The following is a 26,403-nucleotide window of genomic DNA, read 5'->3' on the forward strand; positions in this document are numbered from 1 at the left end:
CGGATCGGGACATGGGGCGTCTTCACATATTCTGCGTCATCACCGGGCCGACGCGAAGCGTCGAGACCCGGTGATCCAGCTTTACGATCTCTCGTCGTGTGGCAAGGCAGCTGGATTGCCGGGTCAAGCCCGGCAATGACGCAGTGGGTGTGGCGAGCGCCGCAAATAAGCCGGACAGCTGTAGGACAAGCCCGGCCACGACAGAGAAAACCGGAAAGCACGGCCTTGTCACGATGGTCCGACATTTGTCCCGGTCATGACGGGTTCAACAGCAATCGCTCTGTTTCATCGGCTGCTTTTTATGTCAGACTCTCAGGGGTGACGGATCCCATCTGAACATCCATCCATCCCGCTTGTAAGCCCCTCTTCAGGTCCCCAAACCCTTGCGCGTCGAACTCGATCTCATGGTCTGCGGCAGTTGCCAGCATCCGACCTGCATGGTGACGGGGCGGGCCGGGCTTGGCCGCACGACATTTCCGGCCCTGGTCGGGCGCATCAGCCATCCGACGCGCGGCACGGTGTTGTTCGACACCGGCTATGGCGAGGCGCTGCGCACGGCGAGCGATCCGGTTGCCCGGCTCTACCGCCGTTTCCTGCCCTACCAGCTCGCGCCGGGGGAGGCCTGTGTGCACCAGCTCGCCGCGGCGGGTGTCGCCGCCGGCGACGTTCATGCCATCGTGCTGTCGCACCTGCATCCCGACCATGCCGGCGGCCTCGCCGATTTTCCAAAAGCCAAGGTCTACCTGTCGCGCCGGGCGTTCGAGGCGCGCGCGCCGGCCGGCTTCGGCGCCCGCCTGCGCGCCGGGCTGATCCGCGACCTGTTTCCGACCGACCTCGGCGAACGCGCCACCTTTTTCGAGGACGCACCACAGGTGACGACCGCGCACGACGACGAGTTTGCCGAGGGCGCCGACGTGTTCGGCGACCGCAGCGTGATCGCCGTGCCGCTGCCCGGCCATGCACCGGGACAGTTCGGCATCCGCATCGAAACCACTGGCGGGCGCGACGTGTTTCTCGCCGCCGACGCCGCGTGGCTGTCGCTGTGCTACCGCGAGCAGCTCGAGCCGCTGGCGCCGGCGCGCGCCTTCATCGACGATTATGCGGCGTACCTGCAGACCCTGGCGCGCCTGCAGCGCTTTGCGCAGCAGCGCCCCGACGTGCTGATCGTGCCGTCGCACTGCTTCACCGCGATCGAGGAGACGCGGCGTGAGCTTGCTTGACGCCGTCACCGCATTCACGCGCGCCAAACTGCGGGCGCGCTCGCCGCGCCGGCTCGCCGCCGCCACGGGTCCTGCGCCCGATGCGTCGGCCCCCATCGTCAGCCCGCAGGACTATCGCGGCCACTTCGCCGCCTGGAACACGCTGGGCCTTGGTCTCACAGAGGCGCGCGAACTCGCGCGGCGCGAGGCGGCGGGCGAGCCGACCGGCCATCCGGATCTGAGCTTCGGGCTCTCCACCGGAACGCTCGGCGATCCCGGCGTGTTCATCGCGTCGCGTCGCGACCGCGCGCGCTGGCTCGGCACGTTCCTCGCCCGCGTGCTGGCGAGTGGCGAGCTCGTCGACTTCGTACGCGCAGGCCGTGTCGCCGTGCTGCTGCGCCATGACAGCCGCCTCTATCACCAGACGCAGACGCGCACCGCGTTCTTCCCGCTCGGGCGCGGCGTCGAGGCCGTGGCGGAAGGCCTCGCCGCATTCCGGCCCAACATCATCGTCGGCCCGCCCTTCGCGCTGCGGCGCATCGTCGAGAGCGCGACGTTCGCGCACGCACCATGGCAGGTCCGCCTGATCGTCGCCGGCGGCGAGCCGCTGTGGCCCGAGGACGAGGCGCTGCTGCGCGCGCGGCTCGGCGCGCCGGTGCGCCAGGTCTATCAGGCGGCGGAAGGCTTTTTCGGCGCGAGCTGCGCGCATGGCCGGCTGCATCTCAATGTCGACATCGTGCAGATCGAGCGCGCCACGTTCACGCAAGCGCCCGAGCGCTTCATCCCCATCGTCACCGACATGACCCGCCATGGCCCGCAGCGCCTGCTGCGCTATCGCACCGACGACATCGCGATCGACGCGAACGGGCCCTGCCCGTGCGGCTCGGCGCTGCCGTCGATCACGGCGATCGAGGGCCGCCTGTCGGACGCGATCGTGACGCCGTCGGGCACGCTGGCGTTCCCGCGTGCCATGCATGCGGCGATTGCACCGGAGATCGACAGCCAGCCGTTCCAGCTGGTGCAGACGGACGCGGCGCGCCTGACGCTGCATTTGCCCGAGCGCGTTGCGCCCGCTGCCGCCCGCCGCGCCGCGGAGGCGGCAGCCGCCAGCACCGGCTGCGAGGTCGCGACCGCACCGCTGGCGCTGCCGCCGCTCGACGACAAGTTCCGGCGGTTCGCGCGGCGCCTGCCGCACGTGGCGGATGTTGCGGCCCGGCTATCGTTTCGCACGTAGGGGCCGGCTGGTCCGCTGGCGCTGCAAGCGTGGCTAGCGCCACAGTTGATGAGTCGATCGAGATTCCGGGTCACGCCGCAGGCGTCAACCCGGAATCTCGGCCGGACGTCCGCCGACCGCGCTGTCGACCGCGGCAAGGAACGCCTCGCGCGGGCGGTAGCGTGCCGCGGCGTGGGCGAGGGCTGGCAGGGCGGGAAACAGCTGCGGCTGCAGCGCGCGGTCGAGGGCGGCCAGCGTTTGCGTGCTCGCAAGACGCGCCGCGCGCAGGCCCGCGCCCATGGCGACGATGCGGGCGGCGAAATCGAACTGGTCGTAATCGTGCGGCACGACCACGGCGGGCTTGCCCGCTGCGATGGTCGCATAGGTGACGCCGGCGCCGCCATGGTGGATGACCGCATCGAACGCGGCGAGCTGTGTGTCATAGGGCACGAAGGGCAGCAGCACGGCGTTATCAGCCACCGATTGCGCCGCGATGCTCGGATCGGTCGTGCCGAGGCTGCCGACAAAGGTGACACCGGGCCGCGCCGCGGCGAGAGTTCCGATGTCGTTCGCGAGCGTTGCCTTGGCCCAAGGCAGGTGGGTGCCGAGAGTCACCAGCACGCGCGGCCGGCCCGGCGGCAGTGGCACGGGGGCGATCGCTTCGGGATGACGATAGAGCGGGCCGATCATGGCGAAGGCCGCCGGCCAGTCGCGCGCGAACTCGAGCTCCGTCAGGCCGAAGCCGAGAATGGCTGTCGGCGAATAGCAGGTCTCGCTGCCGTCGGGGCGGTAGAGCCGCGCGCCGAGCGCGGCGAGCTCGCGGCGTGTTGCCAGTGCAAACGCCGTCTTCATGGTGCGGACGAAGCGCCAGCCAGCGGCATCGCGCAGGCGATGCAGCGGGCCATCGCCCGCGCCCCAGCCGCCGAGATAGGACGGCGGGCCGCGGCGGCCTTCGATGGCGAAGGGCGTGGCGATGGTGGTGATCCAGGGCAGGCCGAGCGCGGTGGCGGCAAGCCCGGCGGAGACCGCGACGGAATCGGCGACCACGAGATCGGGCGGGTCCACGCGCCACAGCGCCAGCAGCTCGTCCCGCGCGAGGCGCGCGACGGCGAGCGAGCGGCGCAGCTGCGCCAGCAGCCGCAGCGGATGGCTGCGCACCGGCTGCGCGGTGTCGGCGATTGCCTCCAGCAGCGGGCCTTCGAGGCAATCGAGCGTGACGGTGGCGAGCCCGCGCGCGGCGACGGCGGCGCGCTTGCGCGCGCCGGTGATCACGCTCACCTCATGGCCGGCGTCCCGCGCCGCCTCGACCAGTTCGAGCAGCGGATTGAGATGGCCGGCGAAGGGCGGCGCGACAAAGGCGATGCGGGTCATCGGCGCGCGCCCGCGAAGAACGCCGCAATCGCGGCCCGGGTGGCATCATCGGTGTAATAATCGAGATGGCCGCAGCGCGGGCGGACATCGACCGCGCCGCGCCACAGCGCGCGGCTCCAGATATCGCCGCGGCCCTGCACCACCAGCATGCCGGCGAGCCGGCCGGCCGGCGGCAGGCGCCCCGCCGGACCGACGACCGCGGCCCAGATCTCCGGACCTTGCGCCGGCAGATGGGCGAGCGCATCGGCCAGCAGGTCGATGCCGCAGCTGCCGGTGACCAGGAAGAGACGGCGCCCGGTGCGCGCCAGCAGCGTGCCGACGCTGGCGGCGAGGCCGGCGCGGTAGACGGGATGGCCGCGTGCCCACAGCCACTGCCGCGCATTGCGCAGGCTGGCAAGCGCGATCGGCACCGCGCCAGCCGCCGGCGCCGCGAAATCCGCATGCCAGGGAAAGCCGACCGGCGTCATCACCACATCCGCGGGCGCGACGGCATCGAGAAAGGCGCGCTTGTCGGCGGGCAGCGCGCTGGTGGTGAAATCACTCTGGCCGGTGAGGAGACACAGCCGCCGCGCCGCCGGAGGCAGCAGGAAGCCGGCGGGATCGAGCCTGGCGAGGCGCTGCGCGTAGCTGTCAGCCATCGACGATCCGCCGCCCTTCGAGGGTGATGGCGCGGTCACGCCAGCGGATGCGGTGCGGCAGGAGGCTTGCGGACAGCGCATGCAGCGGCAGCAACAGCTCGGCAGCGATCTCGAAGGGAATGTCTGACAGCGGCGTCGCGCGGCCGGTGAGCCGCCGCACCAGCGCACGTGTCGCCAACGCCTTCGCGACCAGCAGGACGATCGCCACCGCGACGGCCGATGCGGACACGCACAGGCTCGCCAGCAGCAGCGGCAGCACCAAAAATTCGGGCAGCACCACCAGCAGCGCGATGCCCGGCGACAGGTTGTCGCGGAGATAGAGCCGGGCGAACACCATCCAGCGCCGCATCAGCGCGAACCAGTGGCGCGCGCCCTGCACCGTGGTGATGACCGTGACCGGCTGGCTCGACTGCACGATGCGCCCGCCGGCATCGAGAAACAGCCGCGCCAGCGCATAATCGTCGGTGACCTCGTGGACGATGCGCGCGAAGCCTCCGCGCGCGCGGAGGTCAGCGGTGCGCATCAGCGAGAACATGCCGTTGATGGTGCGCGCGAGACCCAGGCGGGCGGCGGGCAGATAGGTCAGCGCCGAACTGGCATTGACAAAGCCGGTAACGAGCCGCGAGCTAAGGGTGGCGCGCGCGGCATAGAGCGGCAGGCCGGTGACGAGCACGCCGGGGCCGGCCTGCGCCGCGACACGGCCGAGGGCGCCGGGCGGCAGGATGGTGTCGTCGTCGAGCACCGCGACAAACGCGGTCGCGACATGATCAAGCCCCGCCGCGAGCTTGACGCTCTTGGGATTGAGCCCGGCCGGCGGGCGCGGCGCGATCACGACGGTCGTCGCCGGATGGCTTGTTGCCGCCAGCGCCTGCCGCGCCGCGGCCTGGCCCGCCGCATCGTCGTCGTCGACCAGCCAGAGGAAGCGCGCCGCCGGCGCGTGGCGCAGGTTGGCTTCCAGGCAGCCCTGCAGCGCGGGATCGCCGCCGAGGATCGGCTGCAGCACGGTGACGGCTGTTTCATCGCCCACGGCCGTCAGCCGTGCCTGCGCCGCGATCTCGCGCAGCGCCAGCCCGCGGCGCACGAGATCGAGGCCGACGAACGACACTGCGAGAACGCCAAAGACGATGGCCGCCGTCACAGTTGCGCTCCCGCCTGATGCCAGGCGACGAAGGCGGCGATGCCTTCCTGCGTGGTGAACGGCGGCGGCCCGATGAGATCGCGCATGCGCTGCGGCGAGAATGTCTTGCAGTGGGTGAGCGCGGAGACGCCGAAGCGGGTGATCGGCGGCTCGCGCCAGCCGAACAGATGGCGCGAGCCCCATTCGGCGACCGCGGCGAGGCGCATGGCGCTGTCGTAGGACCAGCGGAATGTGGGCAGGGGATAGCCGAGCCGGGTCAGCACGTCATCGAGCATGCGGCCGGTGTCGATCGGCTGGCCGTCGGTGACATGGACCACGCCGGCGAGGCGCTTGTCGATCGCGACGGCGACGGCGTGCGCGAGATTATTGATGTAGACGACGTCGGCCAGCGGCGCGGCGCCATCGCTGCGGACGATGCGCGGCAGCACGCCCTTGCGGGCGGCATCGAGGATGCGCGGGAACAGCACAGTGTCGCCGGGACCATAGACCGCGCGCGGCCGCAGGATCGACGCGGCCGGCCATGCCGCGCGCACCATCTCCTCCGCTTCGCGCTTGGCGGCGGCATAGCCGTTGATCGGCTGCGCGGGATAGGGATCGTCCTCGGTGAGGTCGAACTGATCGCCGGCGCGATAGAGCACCGCCGTGGTCGAGATCAGCACGAAGTGACCCGCGTCCGTGCGCTGCGCGAACGCAAGCACATGGCGGGTGGCATCGACGATGTTGCTGCGATAAGCGTCCGGCCGCGCCCACGGCGACGCCAGCGCGGCGGCATGCACCACCACATCGGCGCGCGGAAGATCCGGCGGCAGCGGCGCGGCGAGATCATGCGGATACTGCCGATCGACCGCGCCGGCGCGCGCCGGCCGCCGGCTGACGCCCGTGACCTGCCAGCCCCGGGCGCGGAACGCCCGCCCCAGCGCGCTGCCCACAAAACCGCTGGTGCCGCTGATCAGGATGGTGGGAGGCAAGCTGACGCTCCGGAGGGATCTGGTTCACCCCGCGTGCCATGCCGACACGCGCGCTGATCCCTATACAACGGATTGTCGGCTTTGTGACCGTGGGCCGGGCACGGCCGCGCAGCGTCCCGGGTGTCCGCGAGGGGCGCAGCACCTGCACCGGACGCCTCGCGAGCCCATCCCTTCCATGTTTTTCGGCGTCATCAGCGGGCCGACGCCAACGGGTCCGCGCAAAGCGCGGCCCGACGACAGCTGACGGGCAATACGGCGTGTTCTTCGCTGCCCATCAGGTCGCCACCATCGACTTGACGGGCTCAAAAAGTGTCGGTGATGTCTCCGAACACCCGTCGGCCATGTCCCCGGAATGAACATCAGGCCCGGCAATGACGCAGTGGGTGTGGCCGCTCCCTCCTCACCCCGCCAAGCGCTTCGGCAGGGTCCGCGGCGGTTTTGTCAGGCCGAGGTGATCGCGGAAGGTGGGGCCGGAGTAGTCGGTGCGGTAGAGGCCGCGGCGCTGCAGTTCGGGGACCACGAGGCTGGTGAACGCCTCGACGGACTCCGGCACATAGGGCGGGAAGATGTTGAAGCCGTCGGCGGCGCGCGCGTCGAACCAGAGCTGGATGTGGTCCGCGACCTCGCGGGGATTGCCGACGACGATGGCGCCGATGGTGACATGCCCGATGATGAGGTCGCGATAGGTCAGGCGGTTGGGGCCCGTGACGTCGCGGCGGGTGAGGCGCGTGACATGCGCGAACAGCCGCTGGCCGTCGTCATTGGCCTCTGCCAACACCTGCGGATCGACAGGCGCATCGCGGTCGCGGTCGGCGATGTCGACACCGATCACCGCCGACACCGCGGTGAGGTTGCGGCGCTTGCCCATCCCGCCGAGGGTGCCGTACCGGCCGGCCCCGCCGCCATCGCCCTCGGGGTCGAGCGCAATGAACGAGTTGAGGTGGTCGAAGATCGCGACGGCCTGCTCCGTCGTCTCGGCGACGATGGGCGTGAGCCCGGGCAGTATGGCGATGTCGCCGTCGCTGCGGCCGTATTGGCGGGCCCTCGCCTTGATGTCGGCATAGTAGGCCTTCGCGCTCTCGAGCGTCGCCTGGCCGGCGAAGATGACGTCGGCATCGCGCGCGCCGAGCTCGCGCGACCGATCGGAGGTGCCGGCATGCAGGATGACGGGATGGCCCTGGGGCGGACGCCGGACATTGAGCGGGCCGGCGACGTCGAAATAGCGCCCCTTGTGATGGAGCGGCGTGGTCGCATCGCTGTCCCACAGCCCCCGCACCACGGTGACGAATTCATCCGCCCAGTCGTAGCGCTTCTGGGTGTCCCAATGCGCCTCGCGCGAGAAATTGCCGGCGGCGATCTCGTCGGCGCCGGTCACCAGATTCCATGACGCGCGGCCCTGGCTGAGATGATCCAGCGAGGCGAACATGCGCGCGAGGTTATACGGATCGTAATAGGTCGGATTCGCCGTGACAACGATGCCGATATGGCTGGTCGCCGCCGCGAGGCTTGCGCCGGACACGAACGGCTCGAGGCGCGACATCTGCGAGGGGTTGGTGGTCTGCAGGCTGGGGTCGCTGGCGAGCCGGTCGCCGAGGAAGAGAAAGTCGAACTTGGCCTTCTCCACCAGTTGGGTGACATGCTGCAGGAATTCGATATCGAAGGCCGCGTCGGCATGGGACGACGGATAGCGCCACCCGCTGGGGTGCGTGCCGCCCGCCCAGAACATCAGACCGAAATGCAGTTCGCGCTTGGACATGATCAATCGCCCGGGACTGGTTCAGGCCGCCGTACTGGCCGGCGGGGTTGCGGAGGTGTCGAAGATGTTGCGCGGCCGTGCCAGGCCGAGCCGTTCGCGCAAGGTGGTCGCCCCCTCGCCGGATCGCAGCCGCTGCCGCCGCGCCAGCTCCGGGATCACGTGCCGGGATAAGGCCTCGGAGCCGCCGCGCAGCACGGCGGGCGCCACCACCACACCATCGAGCCCCACGGCATCGGCCAGCGCCGCGATCCGGTCGGCGATCTCGGGCGCGGTGCCGGCCAGGCGATGGCCACCGGACGTGCCCACTCCGCGCGCCGCATCGTGCGGCGCGACGAACGGCACGACCTCGGCGAACAGCACGACCTGCTGGCGCTCACGGCCGGCGGCGTGCGCGGCTGCGAGCACGCCATCGCGCAGGGCGGCGATCGTCTCGGTCTCTCCGGCACTCAGGAGGACGATGTCGGCATGCCGGCCGGCAAAGGCCGCCGACCCGCTGTCGGTGACGCGATGGGCCACGACGACCTGCCCCTGGGGCGGCCGGGCGACGTTGAGCGGTCCCTTGACGCTGAAGCGCGGACCGTTGTGATCGATGGGGTGGATCTTGCCGCCGTCGACGAACACGCCGCTCGCCTTGTCGCGCACGAAGGCATCGTCCTCCCAGCTGTCCCACAGCCGGCGCGCGATCGCGACGATCTCGTTGGCGCGCGCCTCATGGGCGTCCGCGGGTTCGCCGGCGCGTCCGTAGTTGGCGCCGGCAGGATCGGCCGCGCCGGTCGCGACCAGCCAGCCGGCGCGGCCATGGCTGACATGGTCGAGCGAGGCGGCGAGCCGCGTGACGTTGTAGGGCTCGACATAGCTGGTGTTGGCCGTGGCGATCAGACCGATGTGGCGCGTCCGCGTCGCGAGGAAGGACGCCGTGGTGAACGCCTCGGTGCGCGCGGGGGCCGCACGCCCGACGCTGTCGTCGATCATGAGGAAGGCGAACCCGGCGCCTTCGAGGTCCTGGGCGAGCGTCGTCAGGTGAGCGGGGTTGAGGGGATCGAAGCTGTCGTCATGGCTCTGGTGGCCGGATTGCGGCGCATAGACAAAGCCGAGGTGGAGCGGGGTGGGCATCATGATCTCCAGGCGGTCAGGCGGCGGTGGCGCCCGGCTCCAGCGCGCGCAGCGCTTCATAGATCCGGGCTTCCCGCTGCAGCAGGTCGATGTCGCCGCGCCGGCGCGGGCGCGGCAGGTCGAGGGTGACGATGTCGGCGATCCGGCCGGGGCGCGGCGATAGCAGCACGATGCGGTCGGCGAGGAACACCGCCTCGCCGACATCGTGGGTGACGAAGACGATGGTCTTGCGGCGCTGCTGCCAGATGCGGATCAGGTCTTCCTGCAGCTTGTTGCGGGTGACGTAATCGACGGCGCCGAACGGCTCGTCCATCAGGAGGACGTCGGGATCGCCGACCAGCGCGCGGGCGATGCCGGCGCGCTGCTTCATGCCGCCGGAGATCTGGTGCGGAAACTTGCCGCCGAAGCCGTCGAGGCCGACCAGGGACAGATGCTCGTCCACCAGCCGGCGGGCCTGCGCCTTGTCCATGCCGCGCAGCTCGAGCCCGAGCCCGACATTGGCGGCCACGGTGCGCCAGGGATAGAGCGAGGCATCCTGGAAGACGACGCCGAGCTCGCCGCCGGGACCGGTGATCGGGCGGTCGCGGAACAGCGCCGCGCCGCCGCTCGGCTGCTGCAGCCCGGCGAGAATTTCCAACAGCGTGCTCTTGCCGCAGCCGCTGGCGCCGAGCAGCACGATGAACTCGCCCTCCTCGATCGACAGGCTGATGTTGCTGAGCGCGCGCACGGGCGGCGTGCCGGGATAGGTCTTGTCGAGGGACCTGACGGTGAAAGCCAGCATGGTGCTCGCCGCGCTCCTCATCTACTGCGTCTTGCGCGTGGGGTAGACGAACGGCTTGACGTACTCCTGCGGGATGAAGCGGACGTCGATGTATTTGGCGGCGTCGTAAAACTCCTTCTGGTTGCCGACATCGATCTCCATCTGTTGCGTGTCGTGGATCGCCTTGGGATCGACCGCGGGATTGGCGTCCCAGACGTCGTCCTCCTGATGGAGGGCGCGCTTCACCGCCTCCGGATTGATCTTCAGGCGGGCCTGCAGCCAGGGCAGATATTCGTCATAGTGCGCCTTGGCGTAGGTGTAGGACTTGAAATAGGCCCGCAGACCGCGGCGCAGCAGCTCGGGATCCTTGGCGATGACATCGTCGCCGGCGATCAGCACGCCGGTGTGATAGGTCGGCAGGTAGTCCCAGGCGCGGGCGAGCGTGGTCGACACGCCCTCGATCTCGCCGAGGGCGGCGAAGGGTTGATGGATGATCGTGGCGTCGACCTGGCTGGTCTCGAGCGCACCATACGCTTTCTCGGTGGCGCCGGCCGCGAACAGCGTGACGTCGCGGTCGGGATCGATGCCTTCGGCCTTCAGCAGATAGCGCGCGACCGAGGCGAGGTTGCCGCTGGTGTCCGGCCCGACGCCGATGGTCTTGCCCTTGAGGCCGGCGAACGACGTGATGCCCTTGCGGGCGATGAGGAAATACGGCCCCTTGGAGCGGAAGGCGGCGGAGACGATCTTGATCGGCGCGCCCAGGGCGGCAGCGCGCAGATAGACGCTGGTCGGCCCGAACGCGAAGGTCACATCGCCGCGCGACACGGCGGTCACCGGATCCTGGGTGCCGACGAATTCGACGGTGAGCCCCTCCTCGGCGAAGAAGCCTTTCTCGACGCCGAACACGATGGGCTGCTGGGTATAGGCCGTGGTGTCCTGCAGCTTGAGCGTCTTCTTGTCTTGCGCGTCGGCCGCCGCGGAGAAGCCGAGGGTGAGCGCCGCGATGGCGACGAGACGGGCCGCAAGGCCTGTGGAGAGCATGATCGATCCCTTGATTGAACGACAGCGGAACGACGCCGAGCCAGGACTGCTCAGACGTATTTCCATTTGAGCAGCACGCGCTTCTCGACGACGTCGACGAGATAGATGATCAGCAGCGCGATCGACGTGACGAGAATGACGAGGGCGAAGACGGCGGCGGTGTCGTAGATGCCTGACAGCTTGTTGAGGAGGTTGCCGACACCGGCCTTCGAGGCGACGATCTCGGCAAACAGCGTGGCGAGCAGGCAGGTCGCCGCCTCGATGCGCACCGCCGCCATGATCGACGGCGTGGCTGACGGCAGCACCACCTTCCAGATGATCTGGCGCTGGCTGGCGCCGAGCGTGCGGGCCACCTTGATGTGGTTGTCCTGGACCTGCTTGATGCCCGCGATGGTGTTGAAGACGAACAGGAAGTAGCAGAACAGGAAAATGATGAAGACCTTGTGGCCGAAGCCGAGGCCGAGATAGAGCGTAAGCAGGGGAATGATGGTGACCTTGGGGATCGCCATCAGCCAGACCAGGAACGGATTGAGGAACTGGTTCACCCGCGGGAACAGGCCCATGGCGATTCCGGTCGCGATGCCGAGGACGGCGCTCAGCCCGACGCCGACACCGGCCTCGGCGAGCGTCACCGACAGGTGGTAGAGCAGATTCTCCCGGGTGAAGAGCTGCGGGAAGGCGGCGACAATCTGGGTGGGCGACGCCAGGTAGATCCGCTTGACCGCGCCGCTGTCGACCGCCACCTGCACGGCCAGCAGGATCGCGGCGACCACCGCGACCTGGGCGATCACGATCCACGGCAGCCTGACGCCGACGACGAAGGACAGCAGCGCCGCGCGCCGGCCCTTGGCGGCAGCCGGCACGCCGGCGGTGGCTTCGATCGTCTCGACGGACATGGCCCGGCCTTCTTCGCGCTGGAGGCGAGCACCGTGGTCACGCCTGCAATCCTGCCGTCACGCTAAACTCTACTATACCGATAGACAATATATTATTTGTGCGACACATGATGGCAGCCGCCGCGGACAGGCGGCGCGACAGTGAAGGACGATACGCAATGAAATACGGCACGCTCGGCAACACCGGCATCCAGGTGTCGCGACTGGCCTTTGGCTGCTCCAGCTACGGCTCGAAGAATTGGATGCCATGGGCGCTGAGCGAGGAAGAAGCGCAACACCATTATCGCCGTGCTTTCGAGGCTGGTTTTTCCTTTTTCGATACGGCCGATTCCTATTCGACCGGCCTCAGCGAGGAGATTCTCGGGCGCGCAGTGAAGCGTTTCGGCCCGGGGCGCGACCGCATCGTCATCGCCACCAAGGTGTTTGGCGCCATGGGCCCGGACGCCAACCAGCAGGGCCTGTCGCGCAAGCATATCCGCCATGCCATCGACGACAGCCTGCGGCGTCTCGGCACCGACTATGTCGACCTCTACCAGATCCACCGCCTCGATCCGCGCACGCCGGATGAAGACGTGCTGGAAGCGCTGGATGCGGTGGTGCGCGCCGGCAAGGCATTGCACATCGGCGCGTCGAGCATGCATGCCTTCCAGTTCGCAAGGCTCCAGGCGCTGGCCCGCGCGAACGGCCTGACGCCGTTCGTCACCATGCAGAACAAGTACAATCTTCTCTATCGCGAGGAGGAGCGAGAAATGCTGCCCCTCTGCCTCGACCAGGGCGTCGGCGTGATCCCCTACAGCCCGCTCGCGCGGGGACTGCTCGCCGGCAGCCGCCGCGCGGACACCGAGCGATCGCGCGTGGTGAAGGATTTTGCGCGCCCCGAGGACGACGCCGTGATCGACGGCGTGTTTGCCGTGGCGCAGGCCCGCGGCTACAAGCCGGCGCAAATCGCGCTCGCCTGGCTGCTGCACAACCCCGCCGTGACGGCGCCGATTGTCGGCGTTACCAAGCTCCACCACATCGACGACGCCATTGCCGCGCTCGACATCGCCCTGTCCGACGACGAGCTCGATACCCTCGAACGCGCCTACCGCCCGCAACAGGTTCAGCACGACCGCAATGAACAGCTCCTGCCGGGGCAGACTGCGGCGGCGGATCTCAGGCATCTGTTCCGCGGTGGCCGCGTGCAGCAGTGAAGGGCTGATCGTCAAAGCCCGCTTCCGAGATTGGCTGAAGGACCGCCATCCCTATCTCGAATTCAACGGCGACGTAGACGACTTGGCCAGCGACATCAGCGATGACCTGGTGAGTATTGCTGGCCGCCGCCAGGATTAGGGGCCTCAGCTCGCATTTGGCCCGGTCGCGATGAGCGCCGGGCTATTTGTTCGCCATTGTCACAACGAGTAACAGCCCGACCTGGCCCCCTCCCTGGCAACCTCTCCAGCCCCCACTTCGATGAGATCAATCCTGGCTGAATGGCGCAGAGGGAGTCAGTCGATCCCCAGTGAGAGAGGGGGCATTTTCCACCTTCGCGGACCACGACCTGCCGTTTGAGCCGCGGCCGGAGAACAGGATTCCGCCTCTCACAGGCCCTGTTCTGCGCACGTGCCTCCGCCAGGCTTCCAAGCATGAGCATCAGCGCCGCCGCCAGGCCGATCGCGCCTCGCGGCAAGAAATTCATGTCCCATGCAGGAGACATCGTCCCCGCTCACCACGCATAGCGGACCACGCCCTTGCCGGCGTAGCTCTTCGTCACATCGGAGAATTCACCTTCGAAGGTCGCGGCGGTGGACCAGCCATTCGGCCATCTCATCTCCGCGGCGGCGGTGGCGAGCGCGGAATCGGCTGCCGGCCGTGCGCCGCTGACGACGAAGCTCGCACCAGGCAGTGCCTGGAACGTCGCTGCCACGGCGCGATCCGGGTTGAAGTCGTGCGCCCAGGCGGCGCGGCCGCGCAAGGTGAGCACGCCGTCCTGCATGGCGAAGGATTTGTCCGTGCGCAGGCCGAGCTCGCTGCGCGCGCCGGTCACGCTCCTGGCGGCATATGCCAGCGCGAAAGCATTGCTTCCCGAGACGACCGCTTCAGCATAGGCCGGCCGATCGAACGTCGTGAACTGGCCCACGGCATAGGGCGTGATGCCGATGCCACCGGCCCACGGCGCAATGAGGCGATAGCCGCCTTCGACGCGGCCGCTCCACGCATTGACGTTGAACTCAGCGCGCAGGCGATCGACGCTGCCGAGCGTGACGATGCGATCGGTGGTGACGTCCTGCCAGCCATAGGCCAGTGCCGCCGAGATGTAGCTCGGGCCGTTGTTGTGGCGGACATAGGCCCCGGCCTGGAACAGATCGGAGCGGCCGGAGCCGCCACCTGCGACGGAAAAGCTGGTGCCGCCGCCGGCCAGCGAGAAGCCGGCGAGCGTCTGCGGCGAGAAGGCGTATTCGGCGCCGGCGGCGGTGCCGAACAGGCGGCTTGTCGCGCTGTTCGATCCCTGCGCGGTGTTGCCGTCCGTCGTCTGCAATCCGCCGAAGCCGGCGGCCCACACGCTCCAGCGCGGCTCGAAGGTTTGGGCCAACGGCGCCTTGGTGAACATGGCGTAGGCATCGCGCGCGGCACCACCCGACGCGCTGTCCGCATAGGCCGACGTTGCGGATGCGCCGGTCTCACGGACGGTGCTGAAGGGATCGGTGAGAAGGCCGATGAACTGGCCCATCGCCTGGAAGGTGGTCTGTTGCGAACCCACCGCCGTTTCGCCGGAGGCCTGCGTCAGGCCGGCGGACGTGAGGCCGCTATAGACCTGCGAAATGCCGCCATTGTTGTTGAAGGAAGTGATGATGGCGTCGCCGACCTTCTGCTGATTGCCGCTCAGCCCGCCGCCCGACGGCGGAACGAAGTTCAGGACCAGATTTAGGTAAGCGTGGGTTGCGTCGTAGCTCAGCGTGGTGTGGAAATTCGACGGCAGATTGGTCTCGACGATGGATCCGAACGTGCCGCTGACGCTGCCAGCGCTCAGGATCGTGTATTGCCTGGCGACGTAGCTGCCGTTGGCATAGACCGCCGCGAGTGCCGATCCGCCCAGCGTCGCCGCGCCCGTGACATTGACCAAGCTCGCGGCCGCCGGATTCAGCTGAACCTTATAGATGGCGCCCGACTGCAACGCGAGATTGCCCGTCACCATCATCGACGTGCCGGGCGTACCGTTGCCGGGCGCGAAGATGCCCCCGCTCGCAATCGTCAGCGTTGGCACGACAGCACCGCTGTTGATGACCGATCCGGTCCCGGTCAGGCCGCCGATGATCTGATCGAAGCCGTTGAGATCGAGCGCAGCGCCGCTTGCGACCGCGTAGCTGCCGTTTGGAGAAAACGCGCCGGCGATGCCGGCTTGCAGCGTGCCCGCACCGACGAAGGTGGCCCCGGTGTAGGTGTTGGCGCCAGCCAGGGTCAGTGTGCCCGCGCCGATCTTGGTCAGTCCTCCGGTGCCCGAAATGGTTCCGGAAAACCTGGTGCTGGTGCCGTCGTTGCCCGTGGTCAACGTCGCCCCGCCAAGCGTCACGCGTCCGCTGCCAGCCAGCGAGCCGATGTTCTGATTGAAGCCGTTGAGGTCGAGGATCGCGCCCGTTGCCACCGCATAGGCGCTGAACGGCGAGAAGACGCCCGCGCTACCCGCTTGCAGCGTACCGGCATTGACAAGGGTCGGTCCGCCGTAGGTGCCGGCGCCCGACAGCGTCAGTGTGCCTGCACCGATCTTGGCCAGCCCGCCCGGCCCGCTGATCGTCCCCGACAGCGCTGCGTGGTTGCCTGCCGTGTCAAACGTGCCGCCGGCGGCCGTCAGTGTGATGGGCAGCGCGCTCACAATGTTGGTGCCGGCGAATCGCAGCGTGCCGCCGGTGAACACTGGGCCGCCGACGCCGGTGCAGCCGAGCGCGCCCGCCGTGTTGGCCTTGAAGGTCAGCCCCGCGGCCAGCAAGGCGTTGCCGTTGCCGCAGACGCCGGGAGACTGCGGACCATTTCCCACGGCCAGCGTGGCCGTCACCGTATTGGTCGCGGTGTCGATCACAGACACCGTGTTGCTGCCGTTGTTGGTCACATAGACGTGGCTGCCGTCGGCACTCATGGCGAGCCCGAGCGGAATAGTTCCGACCGCGATGGTGGCCGTCACCGTGTTGGTCGCGACGTCGATCACCGAAACCGTATTGTCGTCCCGGTTGGTCACATACACGTGGCGGCCGTCGGCACTGACGGCGACCGCGCTTGGAATGGTTCCGACCGGGGCGGTGGCCGTCACCATGTTGGTCGCGGTGTTGATCACGGAAACCGTATTGCCGCCGAGGTTGGTCACATAGACGTGGCTGCCGTCGGGACTGGCGGCGACCTGGCCCGGAGAACTTCCGACCGGGATGGTCGCCGTCACCGTGTTGGTCGCGGTGTTGATCACCGAAATCGTGTTGTCGTTCTGGTTGGTCACGTAGGCGGTGCCGTTGGCACTGACGGCGATCCCCTCCGGAGAATTTCCGACCCGGATGGTGGCCGTCACCGTGTTGGTGGCGGTGCTGATCACGGAAACCGTGTTGCTGCGGATGTTGGTCACATAGACATGGTTGCCGTCGGCGCTGACGGCGACCTCCCACGGATTTCCGACAGGGATGGTGGCCGTCACCGCATTGGTCGCCGTGTCGATCACGGAAACCGTGTTGCTGATGTTATTGGCCACGTAGACCAGCGACTGGTCGCCGCGCACCGCCACAGCCGCGGGAAACAAGGAGCCGGCGTTGATACTCCCCCTGGAGTTCGTCGTCGTATCGATGACCGAGATGGTATTGCTGCTATTATTGGGCACGTAAACAAACGGGCCCGACTGCGCGCGCGCCTGCGCCACGTGCCCGAGCGTGAGCACCAGCGCTATCGCTGACAATCTCAGCAGCGCGGCCCGCAAGCGGAGGGGCGCCCCGAAACAATCTCTCCCCGTCCTCAACACCACCCCCATCGCGCATCCGCGGGTCCGTCTCCGACACGACTCTTCTCATTGGCTGGGGGGAGTGTCCTGATACGCAGCGGGCCACTTTCTGAAGCTTTCTGATATTTCCGTTTCAGATGTGTTTTTCGGTCATTTTCGACAGACTTCCGGTCGAAGGGCCGGCTGGAGAGACGCTTTGGGGGATCATTTGCTGCGTTTCGCCTGCGTCGAGCGGGATCAGCAGCGTGGGGCGCTGCGGGGGCCCGATGAGGTCGAGCATGCGCTGCGGCGAGAACGTCTTGCAGTGGGTGAGGGCGGAGACGCCGAAGCGGGTGATCGGCGGCTCGCGCCAGCCGAACAGATGGCGCGAGCCCCATTCGGCGACCGCGGCGAGGCGCATCGCGCTGTCATAGGACCAGCGGAATTTGGGCAGGGGATAGCCGAGCCGGATCAGCACGTCATCGAGCATGCGGCCGGTGTCGATCGGCCGGCCATCGGTGACATGGACCACGCCGGCGAGGCGCCGCTCGATCGCGACCGCGACGGCGTGCACGAGATTGTCGATGTAGACGACATCGGCCAGTGGCGCGGTGCCATCGCTGCGGACGATGCGCGGCAGCACGCCCTTGCGGGCGGCATCGGGGATGCGCGGGAACAGCACGGTGTCGCCGGGGCCATAGACCGCGCGCGGCCGCAGGATCGACGCGCTGGGCCACGCCGCGCGCACCATCTCCTCTGCTGCACGCTTGGCAGCGGCGTAGCCGTTGATCGGCTGCGCGGGATAGGGATCGTCCTCGGTGAGATCGAACTGATCGCCGGCACGATAGAGCACCGCCGTGGTCGAGATCAGCACGAAGTGATCGGCCGCCGTGCGCTGCGCGAACGCGAGCATGTGGCGCGTGGCGTCGACGATATTGCTGGTGTAATCGGCCGGCCGCGCCCAGGGCGACGCCAGCGCGGCGGCATGCACCACGACATCCGCGCGCGGAAGATCCGGCGGCAGCGGCGCGGCGAGATCATGCGGATACTGCCGATCGACCGCGCCGGCGCGCGCCGGGCGGCGGCTGACGCCCGTGACCTGCCACCCCCGGGCGCGGAACGCGCGCCCCAGCGCGCTTCCCACAAAACCGCTGGTGCCGCTGATCAGGATGGTGGGGGACAAGGAGAGGCTCCGGAGGGGTCTGGTTCACGCCGCGCGCCACGCGGAAGCGCAGACTTATACAACGGATTGCCGGCTTTGTGATCGTAGTTCGGGCGAGGCCACAAAGCGTCCCGTGTGCCTGCCATCGGGGGCGGTACTCGCCGAGAACTGATCATGCGGCACAAGCCGTAAGATCCCCTACCATCATCGACCACAACGAAGCGATGCCGCTGATCCGGCGGCAGCGCGAGGCTATGCGATGAACGTGTCGGCAACCTGCTGCGCCTCTTAGAGCGCTCCAGGCCACGCACCGAGACCAGAGCTCCATCACCAGCATCTATTCGGCTTTAGTGGGCGGCACCCAGGTGCGCCGCAACGGCCGCTCGACTAGGCAGTGCAGCTCGTGCTGAAGACTATGCCCCTAATGCGCCACGTTCCCTCACCCCACCAAGCCGGAGCCTTTCAAAAACTGCTTGAGGTTGATCACAGAGGGATGTCGGGTAGGGGACGCAGAACTCGCTGGCGATCTCGGCCAACATTTACTTCTATGAATTTACTGCATAAATAGCGATTCTGCAATGGTGCGCTGGGCTGCTTGTTACAATAACCGCCACTGCACAGTGCCGAACTTTGGCAAGGACCAGGATGTCTCTGCCTCTTCCAGAGCCAAGACCAAGTTAGTCTACAGGCGAAGCTCTTTGACTGTCCGATGAGGAGGGAAGGATGGCCATCAATCTCTGTGGATAGAACATGCTTCACGTCGCCCAGCTTGATAGGTTAACAGCCTGATCGACAATTACGACTGCATGGACGCCACCCGAAGTGACAACCGATCTTGAAATTATATCTCCCAAACGTACTGGCAAGCTTGAGAACCAGTGGGAAGGATTCTTTCCTTACTATGCTGGCTTTCCAGAGGCGTTCGCCTTAAGGATTCTGAAGACGTCTCGTCTCGATTCCGAAGCAGTAATATGGGACCCGTGGAATGGGAGCGGAACAACCACTTACGCAGCAGCGAAGCTCGGGCTAGCTTCAATCGGATTCGATATTAACCCCGCGATGGTCGTAGTCGGCCGAGCTCGATTGCTTGCCTCGACTGAAGCCGACAGCATAGAACCCATCCTTCTGAAAATTCTGAAGTCATCGCGAACGAACCGACCAGATATTTCGCATGAAGACCCGTTGCTGGACTGGTACGGCCCGGAAACCGCGTGCACGATACGAGCAATTGAGCAAAGTATTCGAAGCCATCTCGTAGGCTCATCAACCATTACGACCGAAGGAACCAAGCTCGAGAATCTATCCTGCCTAGCCGCAGTTTTTTACGTGTCCCTCTTTTCAGTCGGCCGGACACTGGGCGCAAAATTCCGAGCGTCCAATCCGACTTGGATTCGCCGCCCTAAAGCAAGCGAGCGCAGAATATCGGCATCCCGCGCCCGCATCGAAATTGCGTTTACCGATATGTTGACGCAAATGGCCAAGGCACTTCAGCTGTCGCCCCCTGCCCAGCACGAGATCGTCGGCGCATCTAGAATTAAGGTTGCGGACTCAACCACAATCCAACTACCCGACAAAAGCATCGATATGGTGTTAACGTCGCCCCCTTATTGCACTCGGATCGACTACGCGGCCGCTACTAGAATTGAGCTTTCGATACTCGATCCATTACTCGACTCGAGTGTTACCTCGCTACGCCGAGACATGATGGGGTCAACACAAGTTCCGAAGGGCACGATTCAGCCCAATGAGGGCTGGGGGCACACATGTTTGAGATTTCTCAGCGCTCTTCGGGGACATTCCTCAAAGGCTTCCGCGAGCTACTATCACAAGACTCATTTGGACTATTTTGAGAAGCTGTTTCGATCAACCCGCAGCATATCGCAGTCTCTGAAAACTGGTGGATCGGCAATCATCGTAGTGCAGGATTCTTACTACAAAGATATTCACAACGACCTCGCCCAAATCGTCACTGAAATGGGATCATCTGTCGCATTGACGCTAAAGCGACGAGAGGACTTTAAATCTCATCGCTCAATGTCAGGCATAAATACGCACTCCAAGTCCTACGATCGTCCATCGGGAGCGGTAGAAACAGTGTTATGCTTCGAGAAATCGAGCGGGGAAATCCATTTATGAGCGATGACTCGTCACGAACGAACCTAATTTCGGCGATCGCAGACAACATCAAACAGGCCAGCACCCAAGCTCTCGACATATCATTCAATGAGCTCTTGGATATGGCTACTAATAAAGAGCTCAATATCGCTCCAGACTACCAAAGGCTATTCCGCTGGACGGAAGGGCAGCGGTCGCGCTTTATCGAGTCTTTGTTGCTAGAAATGCCTGTGCCCCCGATATTCGTTATAGAAGAGGACGACGGAAAGTATCAGCTTATTGACGGACTGCAGCGCTTCTCTTCGTATCTTCATTTGCGCGGCAAACTAACAGCGCCCCATTTGCCCATCCCTGTCTCCGAAGGGAATATGCTTAGGTTATCCGACTGCGATATAGTCAAGGATCTTAACGGGCTAACTTTCCTTGAGTTTCCAACAACCCTACAAATTCGGGTAAAACGAGCCTTCATTCGAATGGAGGTTATACGGAAGGAAACGAATCCGCAGTTCAAATACCATATGTTCAAACGCCTCAATACAGGCGGAGATCGGCTGTCTGATCAGCAAGTACGCAATGCAACTATTCGCCTGCTGGACTCCAATTTTCCCGACTTCATCATTCGCCTTAGTGGACTGCCGCCCTTCAAGAAATGCGTAGAGAATTTGACGTCTGAGCAGAGATTGTCCAGCTTTGACCAAGAGTTAGTGCTGCGTTTCTTCGCACTAAAGAATCGTCGAGAAAAATTCAAACATGACATCTCCGACTTTCTTACTGATTACATGGAAGATGTGGCCGACCCAACAAAACCCGAAGCGTTTAACTACTCCAACGAGGAGGCTATTTTTATTAAGACATTTGAAGCTCTAAATCGAACGCTTGCTGATTATTCATTCGCACTCGTAAACCGGGCCAAGAATGCAAAGAGCGATTTCACTGCCAGCTTCGGCATCTATCATTTTGAGTCGATCACCATTGGCCTCCAATCAATCATCAATAGAATCTCTTTGGACGATCAAACTCAAATGAAGAAGCTGGAACAGGAGCTAACTGCGATTAAGCTCGATCCAACTTTCATTGGAATAACGACTGGCGGAGGAAAGAACTCACCCGGGTTACTTGCCCAACGTATCGACCATGTGTCCGAGCGGCTCATCAATGCATTCCCCTGAGCAAACTTACGAAGAGCTGGAGGATGACCGCGCGTCACGAGAACGGGAAATCCGCCTGATCGAGAACACCATCGCAAAGTCGAGCAATGAGCAGGAGCAAAACATGCTCCGCCGCTCACTTGTACTGCTAGCGTATGCTCATCTAGAAGGCTTCGTAAAATTCTCACTCGCAGCCTATGCCGGCGCCGTTAACTCGCTGCAGTTGCAATGCAAAGACGCATCGACACCGCTCGTCGCACTAACTCTCAGCAGGGCATTTTCCGCTCTTCGGGACGCCAACAGTAAGCACCCGGAATTCTCGCGCCTTAGCGAGGACAAGGAACTTCACCTACTCGCTAGAGAGCGGTCATTCATTGAAAATTTCGAACGAATAATCTCCACGCAGGTTGAAATCCCCGACCACGTCGTCGACACAAAGTCAAATTTGAGTTCGCTCGTCTTGAAGCGAAATCTTTATCAGCTAGGTCTTAAATATCCGATCGTCGCGAAGCACGGGAGCACCATCGACCGGCTTCTTGGCATGCGCAATGCTATCGCCCATGGCGACAAACTGAAAACGCCAAAACCGCATGACATTTCCGAGTATCTTTCCGCATCGTTCGCGGTGATGAAGTTTGTGCAAGATGAAATCTTCGCTGCACTTAGAGACAAAGCCTATCAACGCGATGCGTCATTGCCCCTCACTCTCCCCCTGCCACCAACGGGATTAGTTACGAAAGCAATCGAATTCATTAAATCGGTGCGGATTTAGATCGGCGCGCCGCGCCTAGATACATTTTTGATCGAGGGCGCAGCTTCCGCGGGAGCAATCCCAAAAGACGGCGTTAAACATTTTGGACAAGCCATTCCCCAGCCGACAGCTCGCCGACCAGCCTCTTCCACAAGCAAATTCTCAAGGCTTCGTCACCATCGGCGAAATCACGGAGAAGCTTTTCAAAGAGACCGAGGATTTCAAGCCGCAGCAAAAGGCGAATTAAACGTGGTTGCGCGAACTGGTCCGCTCGACTGCTACCTTCGTGCGTGAGGTTCTTTCGAAGCTAAGCACCTTCACCGCACACCCAGTCAATCATCTTGCGAAGAGCTACGCTGTCCAATCCCTGGCTTGGACCATCTTCCGTCACAATCAACCGCCCTTCAGGGGAGGATGCGCTCCAACACTTCACACCGTTTCGCGCATAGAACGCGAGCTTCTTCTTCCAGCGATCCGCGTAGTCCTCTTGATCGAGCATCCCACAATGCTCCCAATACCATGTCTCGCCGTTGCGATCCTCGATCGAGAAATCTGGCCAACGTGTTTCTCCGTCAGCACCGACAACGGCGCGCTCAAAGAAATACCGAATTCCGTGTTTCTTCTCGGCTTCGAAGAGCAGGTCTGCGATCACCAACTCGGATTTTGAGCTCACGAGATCGCCACGCGCGCTGCGATGAATGAGCTTTTCCTCAAGGAAGGTCCGCCCCACGGGGCCAGCCGTCAGCCCAGGCGGCGGCGAAGCTTCGATCATGCTCGGCGCTGTAAAAAGATTCGTCACGCGCCGAGCTACTTCCGAAAAGTACGGCGAGCGGTACGCGCGCAGATGAGCCAAACTCCCCTGATGGAGAATAATCACGCGATCCACCTGGCGCGTAAGCGCCGTGTATAGCATCTCGCGCGACAGAAGGCGGCTCCGTTCCGGTAACACGAGCATGACTTTGTCAAACTCGCTGCCTTGCGCCTTATGCACCGTCACCGCATAAGCCAGCTCTAGAACCGGCGATCTTTCCTCGCTGAAATACCCTCCGCTAAACCCGTATGTGAGCTCAGGCTGCGAAGCGAACTGCACGTTTGTGTACCCAAGCCGAGAGTTGCTGGACGACGCTTGGCCGACGACGATTCCAATCTCTCCATTGGCAACGTACCCGCTGTCTTTGTCGCCCGTCGCAATCGCGTAACTTTGATGCCGATGGTTTCGGATGCATATGACCTTGTCGCCATAAGTAATTTGTTCCGGCCCGCGCGGTTCTACCGTCCGGAAGCGCCATCGCGGCGGTCCTTCATTCGAAGTGCGTGCAAATTGCAGGGTCTCACGGCGGAAACGCGCCTTGATATGACGGTTGATATCGATTGAACCACTCGACAAATTGCGATGCGGGGTCAGGATTTGCCACGCTTCGGTCTTTTTGATCTGCGGCCCTGCATTGTAGTAGATGTGGCCGTTCTGCTCCGCGCCACCAAGCGACAGGCTCATCGCTTTCTCCTTGTTCTCTCCGGTGAGGCCCAGTTCTTCCTCCAACACCTCATCCAACACGTTGCGCAAGTCGGCGGGCGACTTCCAAGCAACGACTCGAAGCCGTTCATCCAACTTACCCGCGAGAACACGGTCTAGAATTTCGTCTTCGCCGGGCGGCAAGTTTCTTCCGGAGAACAAATCCGCGAGCTGGACATCTGCGCAGGCAAGATCGCGCAACCGAGAACTGGCGATCTTGGCCGAGGCGTGGCGGCGCCTCACCGTCAGCGCGGCGATCCCCTGTCCACCATGCTCGCGTTCCAAATACGAGATCACGTCGACGAAGGGCCGTCCGGCGCCGATGGGCGGAAGCTGCCTTGGGTCGCCCACGAAGATCAGTTTCGCGGAAACCGGTAGCGCGTCGACGAGCCCTGCAAGCTGGTCCTCGGTCAACATGGAAGCCTCATCGACGATACAAGTCGTGACGCCATCCGCCTGGGGCGCCTCAGCACTCGCGAAGTAGCGTCCAGTGTTCCCGTCGTACCGGCGATACTGCATCAGAAACTGGGCGAGGGTTTGCGTCTGCTCTGGCAAGCCTGTCTGCTGGCCAAGGCGAACGCGGGCCTTTCCGGTCGGCGCGAGCAATGCTAGGCCCGAGCCCACTATCTTCTTTTGCTCAAGGAGCTGACGAAGGACCGTTGTCTTGCCCGTACCTGCCGCGCCGATCAGTACTGAAAGACGGGTGGCGGCCATCACATCCAATGCGGACGCTTTCTCCTTGCGAGCTTTCTCTTCTTCCTTGTCATCCTTCGGAATCGGACCAAACGCGTTATCAAGCTTCGCGCGCCAATCAACCTTGGTGGGAGCGATCTTTCCTGTCATCCGGTCAACCACCGCGCGGCGGATGACCTCACCGTAGTCAGCGTACCGTTTGAGTTGGCCAGCAAGACCGCCGAGCGATGGTACTAACGCGACTACGATCTCGTCGCTGAAATCATCCTTGCATATCTCCATCGCAGTCCCGTCAAGCGCAATCGGGCGCGTCGCCGGCAACTCCCTAGCGGCTTCATGAATGTCACTCGCCCCCAGCAACGAGTGGCCGCCTATCGCGGCTGCCCGTTCGAGTATCATGACACCCGCTGCGCGCAGACGCCTCGGGTCATCAGGCTCTTCCGCATCGATGGTGCATTGTTTCGGCAGAGGGTGCCGCTTGAATATTTCGTGGTCTGAGAAAAGCCCCCGATCGATTGTCCAAAGGCCAATCGGATCAACCTCGGCCCTATCACGCTCATAAAGAAGATAGGGATTCTCAAGAATTGAGTCAGTCAAATCCTTCTTCTTGAACCAGCGGATCGCTTGGTCACGCGTCAGTTCAAAGCGCGAAAGCAGGCGTAAGAGTGCCGCGCGCCTGGGCTCCGACTTGTGCAGATGCTCCCAGCGCTTTCCGAGCATCGTCGTGATCTTGGGCGCATCGGACGGCGCGGCAAGCTTCTTACGGAAGATCTTATCAGTGATCTCCCACGGGTCATCGGATTCCGAAAGCGTCGCGGACAAGGCGAGTGCAAACAGCGTCCCATTGAAACCGTCTTCCAAAGACGAGAGCGCACTGCCGAGGCCAGGACAGGGACCACTCAGTTTCCACAGACGGTTTATTTGGGCATCGATCCACGCAATCTGCTCGGACCACGGGCCGGCGAGAAGCTTTGAGGCACGTTCAAGCGCCGTCTTGCAAGCCATGAGCGAGGTAATCGCCACGCCGTGCGAAACATGTTCCGAAGCATACGAGAACTGGGCACGCGCCTCGTCCGGCGCGCAGGCCAGGAATGACGCCGTATCGATTGATGGATCGTCCGCAGCACGCTCCAAGATCGCATGATAGGGAAGAACGATCCCTCCGACGAAATGCCCAGGGTTGTTTTTGTCCGGCCGGATCGAATGCTGGATCGGCCGCTCCCACATCATTGCGCGTAGGTGATTTTTTGGCGCCCCGCGATCATAATTGTACTGCTCAACCTTGCCCTTATGTGCAAGAAGGCCAACGGCCACGATGACGCGCCGGTCATCATCAACGAGTGGTGTGCGCTTTGCGTAGAAAAATACAAGCGACTCTTCTTCGATGCAGCGGCCAGCAAAGGCATCGAGCAGAACCTGTTGGTTGTCGTGATTTTGTACCCAGTCGGTGCGGGCGAGGAATTTCGGCTCCGTTGGCTCGCGTTCCTCACTAACCTCAAGTCCAAACTCCTTTGCAATATCGTAAGCATTTTCGCGCAAGAGCCAGCGAAACGGCACCAGCGTTGCCCCGTAGGCCGGCACGCGAACCGGCGTGCGTTCAATATGCCTGTGTGCGTCGCTCCACTCCGCATAGTCGAGCCGCACTTGCAGCAAGACCTCGCGATCCGACAAGAATGTCGCGCGCTCCTTGAAACACGCAGGCTTGTCCTTGAGCGGCAAGTCGGCCATCCACTGCCCGCGCAGGCCGTCCTCCTTCGCATCGTTGCGATTCTCCGCAATCGCCTTCAAGACAACGCAAGACTGGTTGTTGGACGGATCGGTGCAAACACGGCCGTCCCACCGCGTATCCTGCCAAGGCACGCGCACCGAAAGATGCGCTACCGCTGCTCCCTGCATCGCTTCCCCCAGTCGTTTCCACTATCATGCTATATGCCGCATGAATTGCAACCGCACGAAAGGTTGAGGGAGGCTTCCGCTTGGGCAATTTCGGCGCGCCTC

At 64.3% G+C, this 26,403-nt stretch carries 18 protein-coding genes; 6 read left to right on the forward strand and 12 right to left on the reverse strand.

Annotated elements, in window-relative coordinates:
* Window positions 1-383: 383 nt before the first annotated feature.
* Window positions 384-1,220: an MBL fold metallo-hydrolase gene (locus AB4Z37_RS05410; protein WP_441515651.1), complete on the forward strand. Its 837-nt coding sequence runs from the start codon at window positions 384-386 to the stop codon at window positions 1,218-1,220.
* Window positions 1,207-2,433, forward strand: coding sequence for a hypothetical protein (locus tag AB4Z37_RS05415; RefSeq protein ID WP_441515652.1), 1,227 nt, complete (start codon window positions 1,207-1,209; stop codon window positions 2,431-2,433). Before AB4Z37_RS05410 ends, AB4Z37_RS05415 begins: the two co-directional genes overlap by 14 nt.
* A gap of 84 nt (window positions 2,434-2,517) precedes the next feature.
* On the opposite strand, the gene AB4Z37_RS05420 is transcribed toward AB4Z37_RS05415, so the two are convergent.
* The 9 genes from AB4Z37_RS05420 to AB4Z37_RS05460 form a co-directional block, all read right to left on the reverse strand.
* Complete coding sequence (locus tag AB4Z37_RS05420) at window positions 2,518-3,783, reverse strand: glycosyltransferase (protein WP_441515653.1); 1,266 nt, start codon at window positions 3,781-3,783, stop codon at window positions 2,518-2,520.
* Complete coding sequence (locus tag AB4Z37_RS05425; protein WP_441515654.1) at window positions 3,780-4,421, reverse strand: hypothetical protein; 642 nt, start codon at window positions 4,419-4,421, stop codon at window positions 3,780-3,782. Before AB4Z37_RS05425 ends, AB4Z37_RS05420 begins: the two co-directional genes overlap by 4 nt.
* Window positions 4,414-5,559, reverse strand: a complete 1,146-nt coding sequence (locus tag AB4Z37_RS05430) for a glycosyltransferase (protein WP_441515655.1) — start codon at window positions 5,557-5,559, stop codon at window positions 4,414-4,416. Before AB4Z37_RS05430 ends, AB4Z37_RS05425 begins: the two co-directional genes overlap by 8 nt.
* Window positions 5,556-6,527 carry an NAD-dependent epimerase/dehydratase family protein gene (locus tag AB4Z37_RS05435; RefSeq protein ID WP_441515656.1) on the reverse strand — a complete coding sequence of 324 codons (972 nt, stop codon included), beginning with the start codon at window positions 6,525-6,527 and terminating at the stop codon, window positions 5,556-5,558. The genes AB4Z37_RS05430 and AB4Z37_RS05435 overlap by 4 nt, the downstream gene beginning before the upstream one ends.
* Before the next feature lie 400 nt (window positions 6,528-6,927).
* Window positions 6,928-8,283, reverse strand: a complete 1,356-nt coding sequence (locus tag AB4Z37_RS05440) for an NtaA/DmoA family FMN-dependent monooxygenase (protein ID WP_441515657.1) — start codon at window positions 8,281-8,283, stop codon at window positions 6,928-6,930.
* A 21-nt stretch (window positions 8,284-8,304) separates the two neighbouring features.
* Window positions 8,305-9,396, reverse strand: a complete 1,092-nt coding sequence (locus AB4Z37_RS05445) for an LLM class flavin-dependent oxidoreductase (RefSeq protein WP_441515658.1) — start codon at window positions 9,394-9,396, stop codon at window positions 8,305-8,307.
* A 16-nt stretch (window positions 9,397-9,412) separates the two neighbouring features.
* The gene (locus AB4Z37_RS05450) at window positions 9,413-10,177 is read right to left on the reverse strand and encodes an ABC transporter ATP-binding protein (protein WP_441515659.1); all 765 of its coding nucleotides are present in this window, start codon (window positions 10,175-10,177) and stop codon (window positions 9,413-9,415) included.
* Between the two features lie 21 nt (window positions 10,178-10,198).
* On the reverse strand, window positions 10,199-11,197 hold the full coding sequence (locus AB4Z37_RS05455) for an ABC transporter substrate-binding protein (RefSeq protein WP_441515660.1): 999 nt from the start codon (window positions 11,195-11,197) through the stop codon (window positions 10,199-10,201).
* A 50-nt stretch (window positions 11,198-11,247) separates the two neighbouring features.
* Window positions 11,248-12,093 (reverse strand): ABC transporter permease, encoded by an 846-nt coding sequence (locus tag AB4Z37_RS05460; protein ID WP_441515661.1) that lies wholly within the window; start codon window positions 12,091-12,093, stop codon window positions 11,248-11,250.
* A gap of 158 nt (window positions 12,094-12,251) precedes the next feature.
* Here AB4Z37_RS05460 and AB4Z37_RS05465 point away from each other — a divergent pair, with 158 nt between their 5' ends.
* Complete coding sequence (locus tag AB4Z37_RS05465) at window positions 12,252-13,286, forward strand: aldo/keto reductase (RefSeq protein ID WP_441515662.1); 1,035 nt, start codon at window positions 12,252-12,254, stop codon at window positions 13,284-13,286.
* Window positions 13,287-13,798: 512 nt separating this feature from the next.
* Here the strand turns inward: AB4Z37_RS05465 and AB4Z37_RS05470 are convergent.
* Entirely contained in the window at window positions 13,799-16,984 is a 3,186-nt protein-coding gene (locus AB4Z37_RS05470; protein ID WP_441515663.1) for an autotransporter domain-containing protein, read from the reverse strand.
* A 193-nt stretch (window positions 16,985-17,177) separates the two neighbouring features.
* Window positions 17,178-18,206 carry an NAD-dependent epimerase/dehydratase family protein gene (locus AB4Z37_RS05475; RefSeq protein ID WP_441515664.1) on the reverse strand — a complete coding sequence of 343 codons (1,029 nt, stop codon included), beginning with the start codon at window positions 18,204-18,206 and terminating at the stop codon, window positions 17,178-17,180.
* Between the two features lie 774 nt (window positions 18,207-18,980).
* Between AB4Z37_RS05475 and AB4Z37_RS05480 the strand changes: the two genes are divergently transcribed.
* Genes AB4Z37_RS05480 through AB4Z37_RS05490 form a run of 3 tightly spaced genes read left to right on the forward strand, consistent with a single transcriptional unit; the run spans window position 18,981 to window position 22,220 of the window.
* Window positions 18,981-20,321, forward strand: a complete 1,341-nt coding sequence (locus tag AB4Z37_RS05480) for a DNA methyltransferase (protein WP_441515783.1) — start codon at window positions 18,981-18,983, stop codon at window positions 20,319-20,321.
* On the forward strand, window positions 20,318-21,469 hold the full coding sequence (locus tag AB4Z37_RS05485; protein ID WP_441515665.1) for a DUF262 domain-containing protein: 1,152 nt from the start codon (window positions 20,318-20,320) through the stop codon (window positions 21,467-21,469). The genes AB4Z37_RS05480 and AB4Z37_RS05485 overlap by 4 nt, the downstream gene beginning before the upstream one ends.
* The gene (locus tag AB4Z37_RS05490) at window positions 21,456-22,220 is read left to right on the forward strand and encodes an MAE_28990/MAE_18760 family HEPN-like nuclease (protein WP_441515666.1); all 765 of its coding nucleotides are present in this window, start codon (window positions 21,456-21,458) and stop codon (window positions 22,218-22,220) included. The genes AB4Z37_RS05485 and AB4Z37_RS05490 overlap by 14 nt, the downstream gene beginning before the upstream one ends.
* Window positions 22,221-22,506: 286 nt before the next feature.
* Here AB4Z37_RS05490 and AB4Z37_RS05495 read toward each other — a convergent pair whose 3' ends face one another.
* On the reverse strand, window positions 22,507-26,301 hold the full coding sequence (locus tag AB4Z37_RS05495; RefSeq protein ID WP_441515667.1) for an AAA family ATPase: 3,795 nt from the start codon (window positions 26,299-26,301) through the stop codon (window positions 22,507-22,509).
* Window positions 26,302-26,403 lie beyond the last annotated feature (102 nt).

Source organism: Bradyrhizobium sp. 2TAF24, from assembly GCF_052115025.1.
Lineage (GTDB): Bacteria > Pseudomonadota > Alphaproteobacteria > Rhizobiales > Xanthobacteraceae > Bradyrhizobium_A.

Bases quoted from the DNA above. Each gene is read 5' to 3' on its own strand.
- AB4Z37_RS05420 (WP_441515653.1), bottom strand. From the start codon at position 3,783: ATGACCCGCATCGCCTTTGTCGCGCCGCCCTTCGCCGGCCATCTCAAT.
- AB4Z37_RS05425 (WP_441515654.1), bottom strand. From the start codon at position 4,421: ATGGCTGACAGCTACGCGCAGCGCCTCGCCAGGCTCGATCCCGCCGGC.
- AB4Z37_RS05440 (WP_441515657.1), bottom strand. From the start codon at position 8,283: ATGTCCAAGCGCGAACTGCATTTCGGTCTGATGTTCTGGGCGGGCGGC.
- AB4Z37_RS05445 (WP_441515658.1), bottom strand. From the start codon at position 9,396: ATGCCCACCCCGCTCCACCTCGGCTTTGTCTATGCGCCGCAATCCGGC.
- AB4Z37_RS05450 (WP_441515659.1), bottom strand. From the start codon at position 10,177: ATGCTGGCTTTCACCGTCAGGTCCCTCGACAAGACCTATCCCGGCACG.
- AB4Z37_RS05455 (WP_441515660.1), bottom strand. From the start codon at position 11,197: ATGCTCTCCACAGGCCTTGCGGCCCGTCTCGTCGCCATCGCGGCGCTC.
- AB4Z37_RS05460 (WP_441515661.1), bottom strand. From the start codon at position 12,093: ATGTCCGTCGAGACGATCGAAGCCACCGCCGGCGTGCCGGCTGCCGCC.
- AB4Z37_RS05465 (WP_441515662.1), top strand. From the start codon at position 12,252: ATGAAATACGGCACGCTCGGCAACACCGGCATCCAGGTGTCGCGACTG.
- AB4Z37_RS05485 (WP_441515665.1), top strand. From the start codon at position 20,318: ATGAGCGATGACTCGTCACGAACGAACCTAATTTCGGCGATCGCAGAC.
- AB4Z37_RS05490 (WP_441515666.1), top strand. From the start codon at position 21,456: ATGCATTCCCCTGAGCAAACTTACGAAGAGCTGGAGGATGACCGCGCG.
- AB4Z37_RS05495 (WP_441515667.1), bottom strand. From the start codon at position 26,301: ATGCAGGGAGCAGCGGTAGCGCATCTTTCGGTGCGCGTGCCTTGGCAG.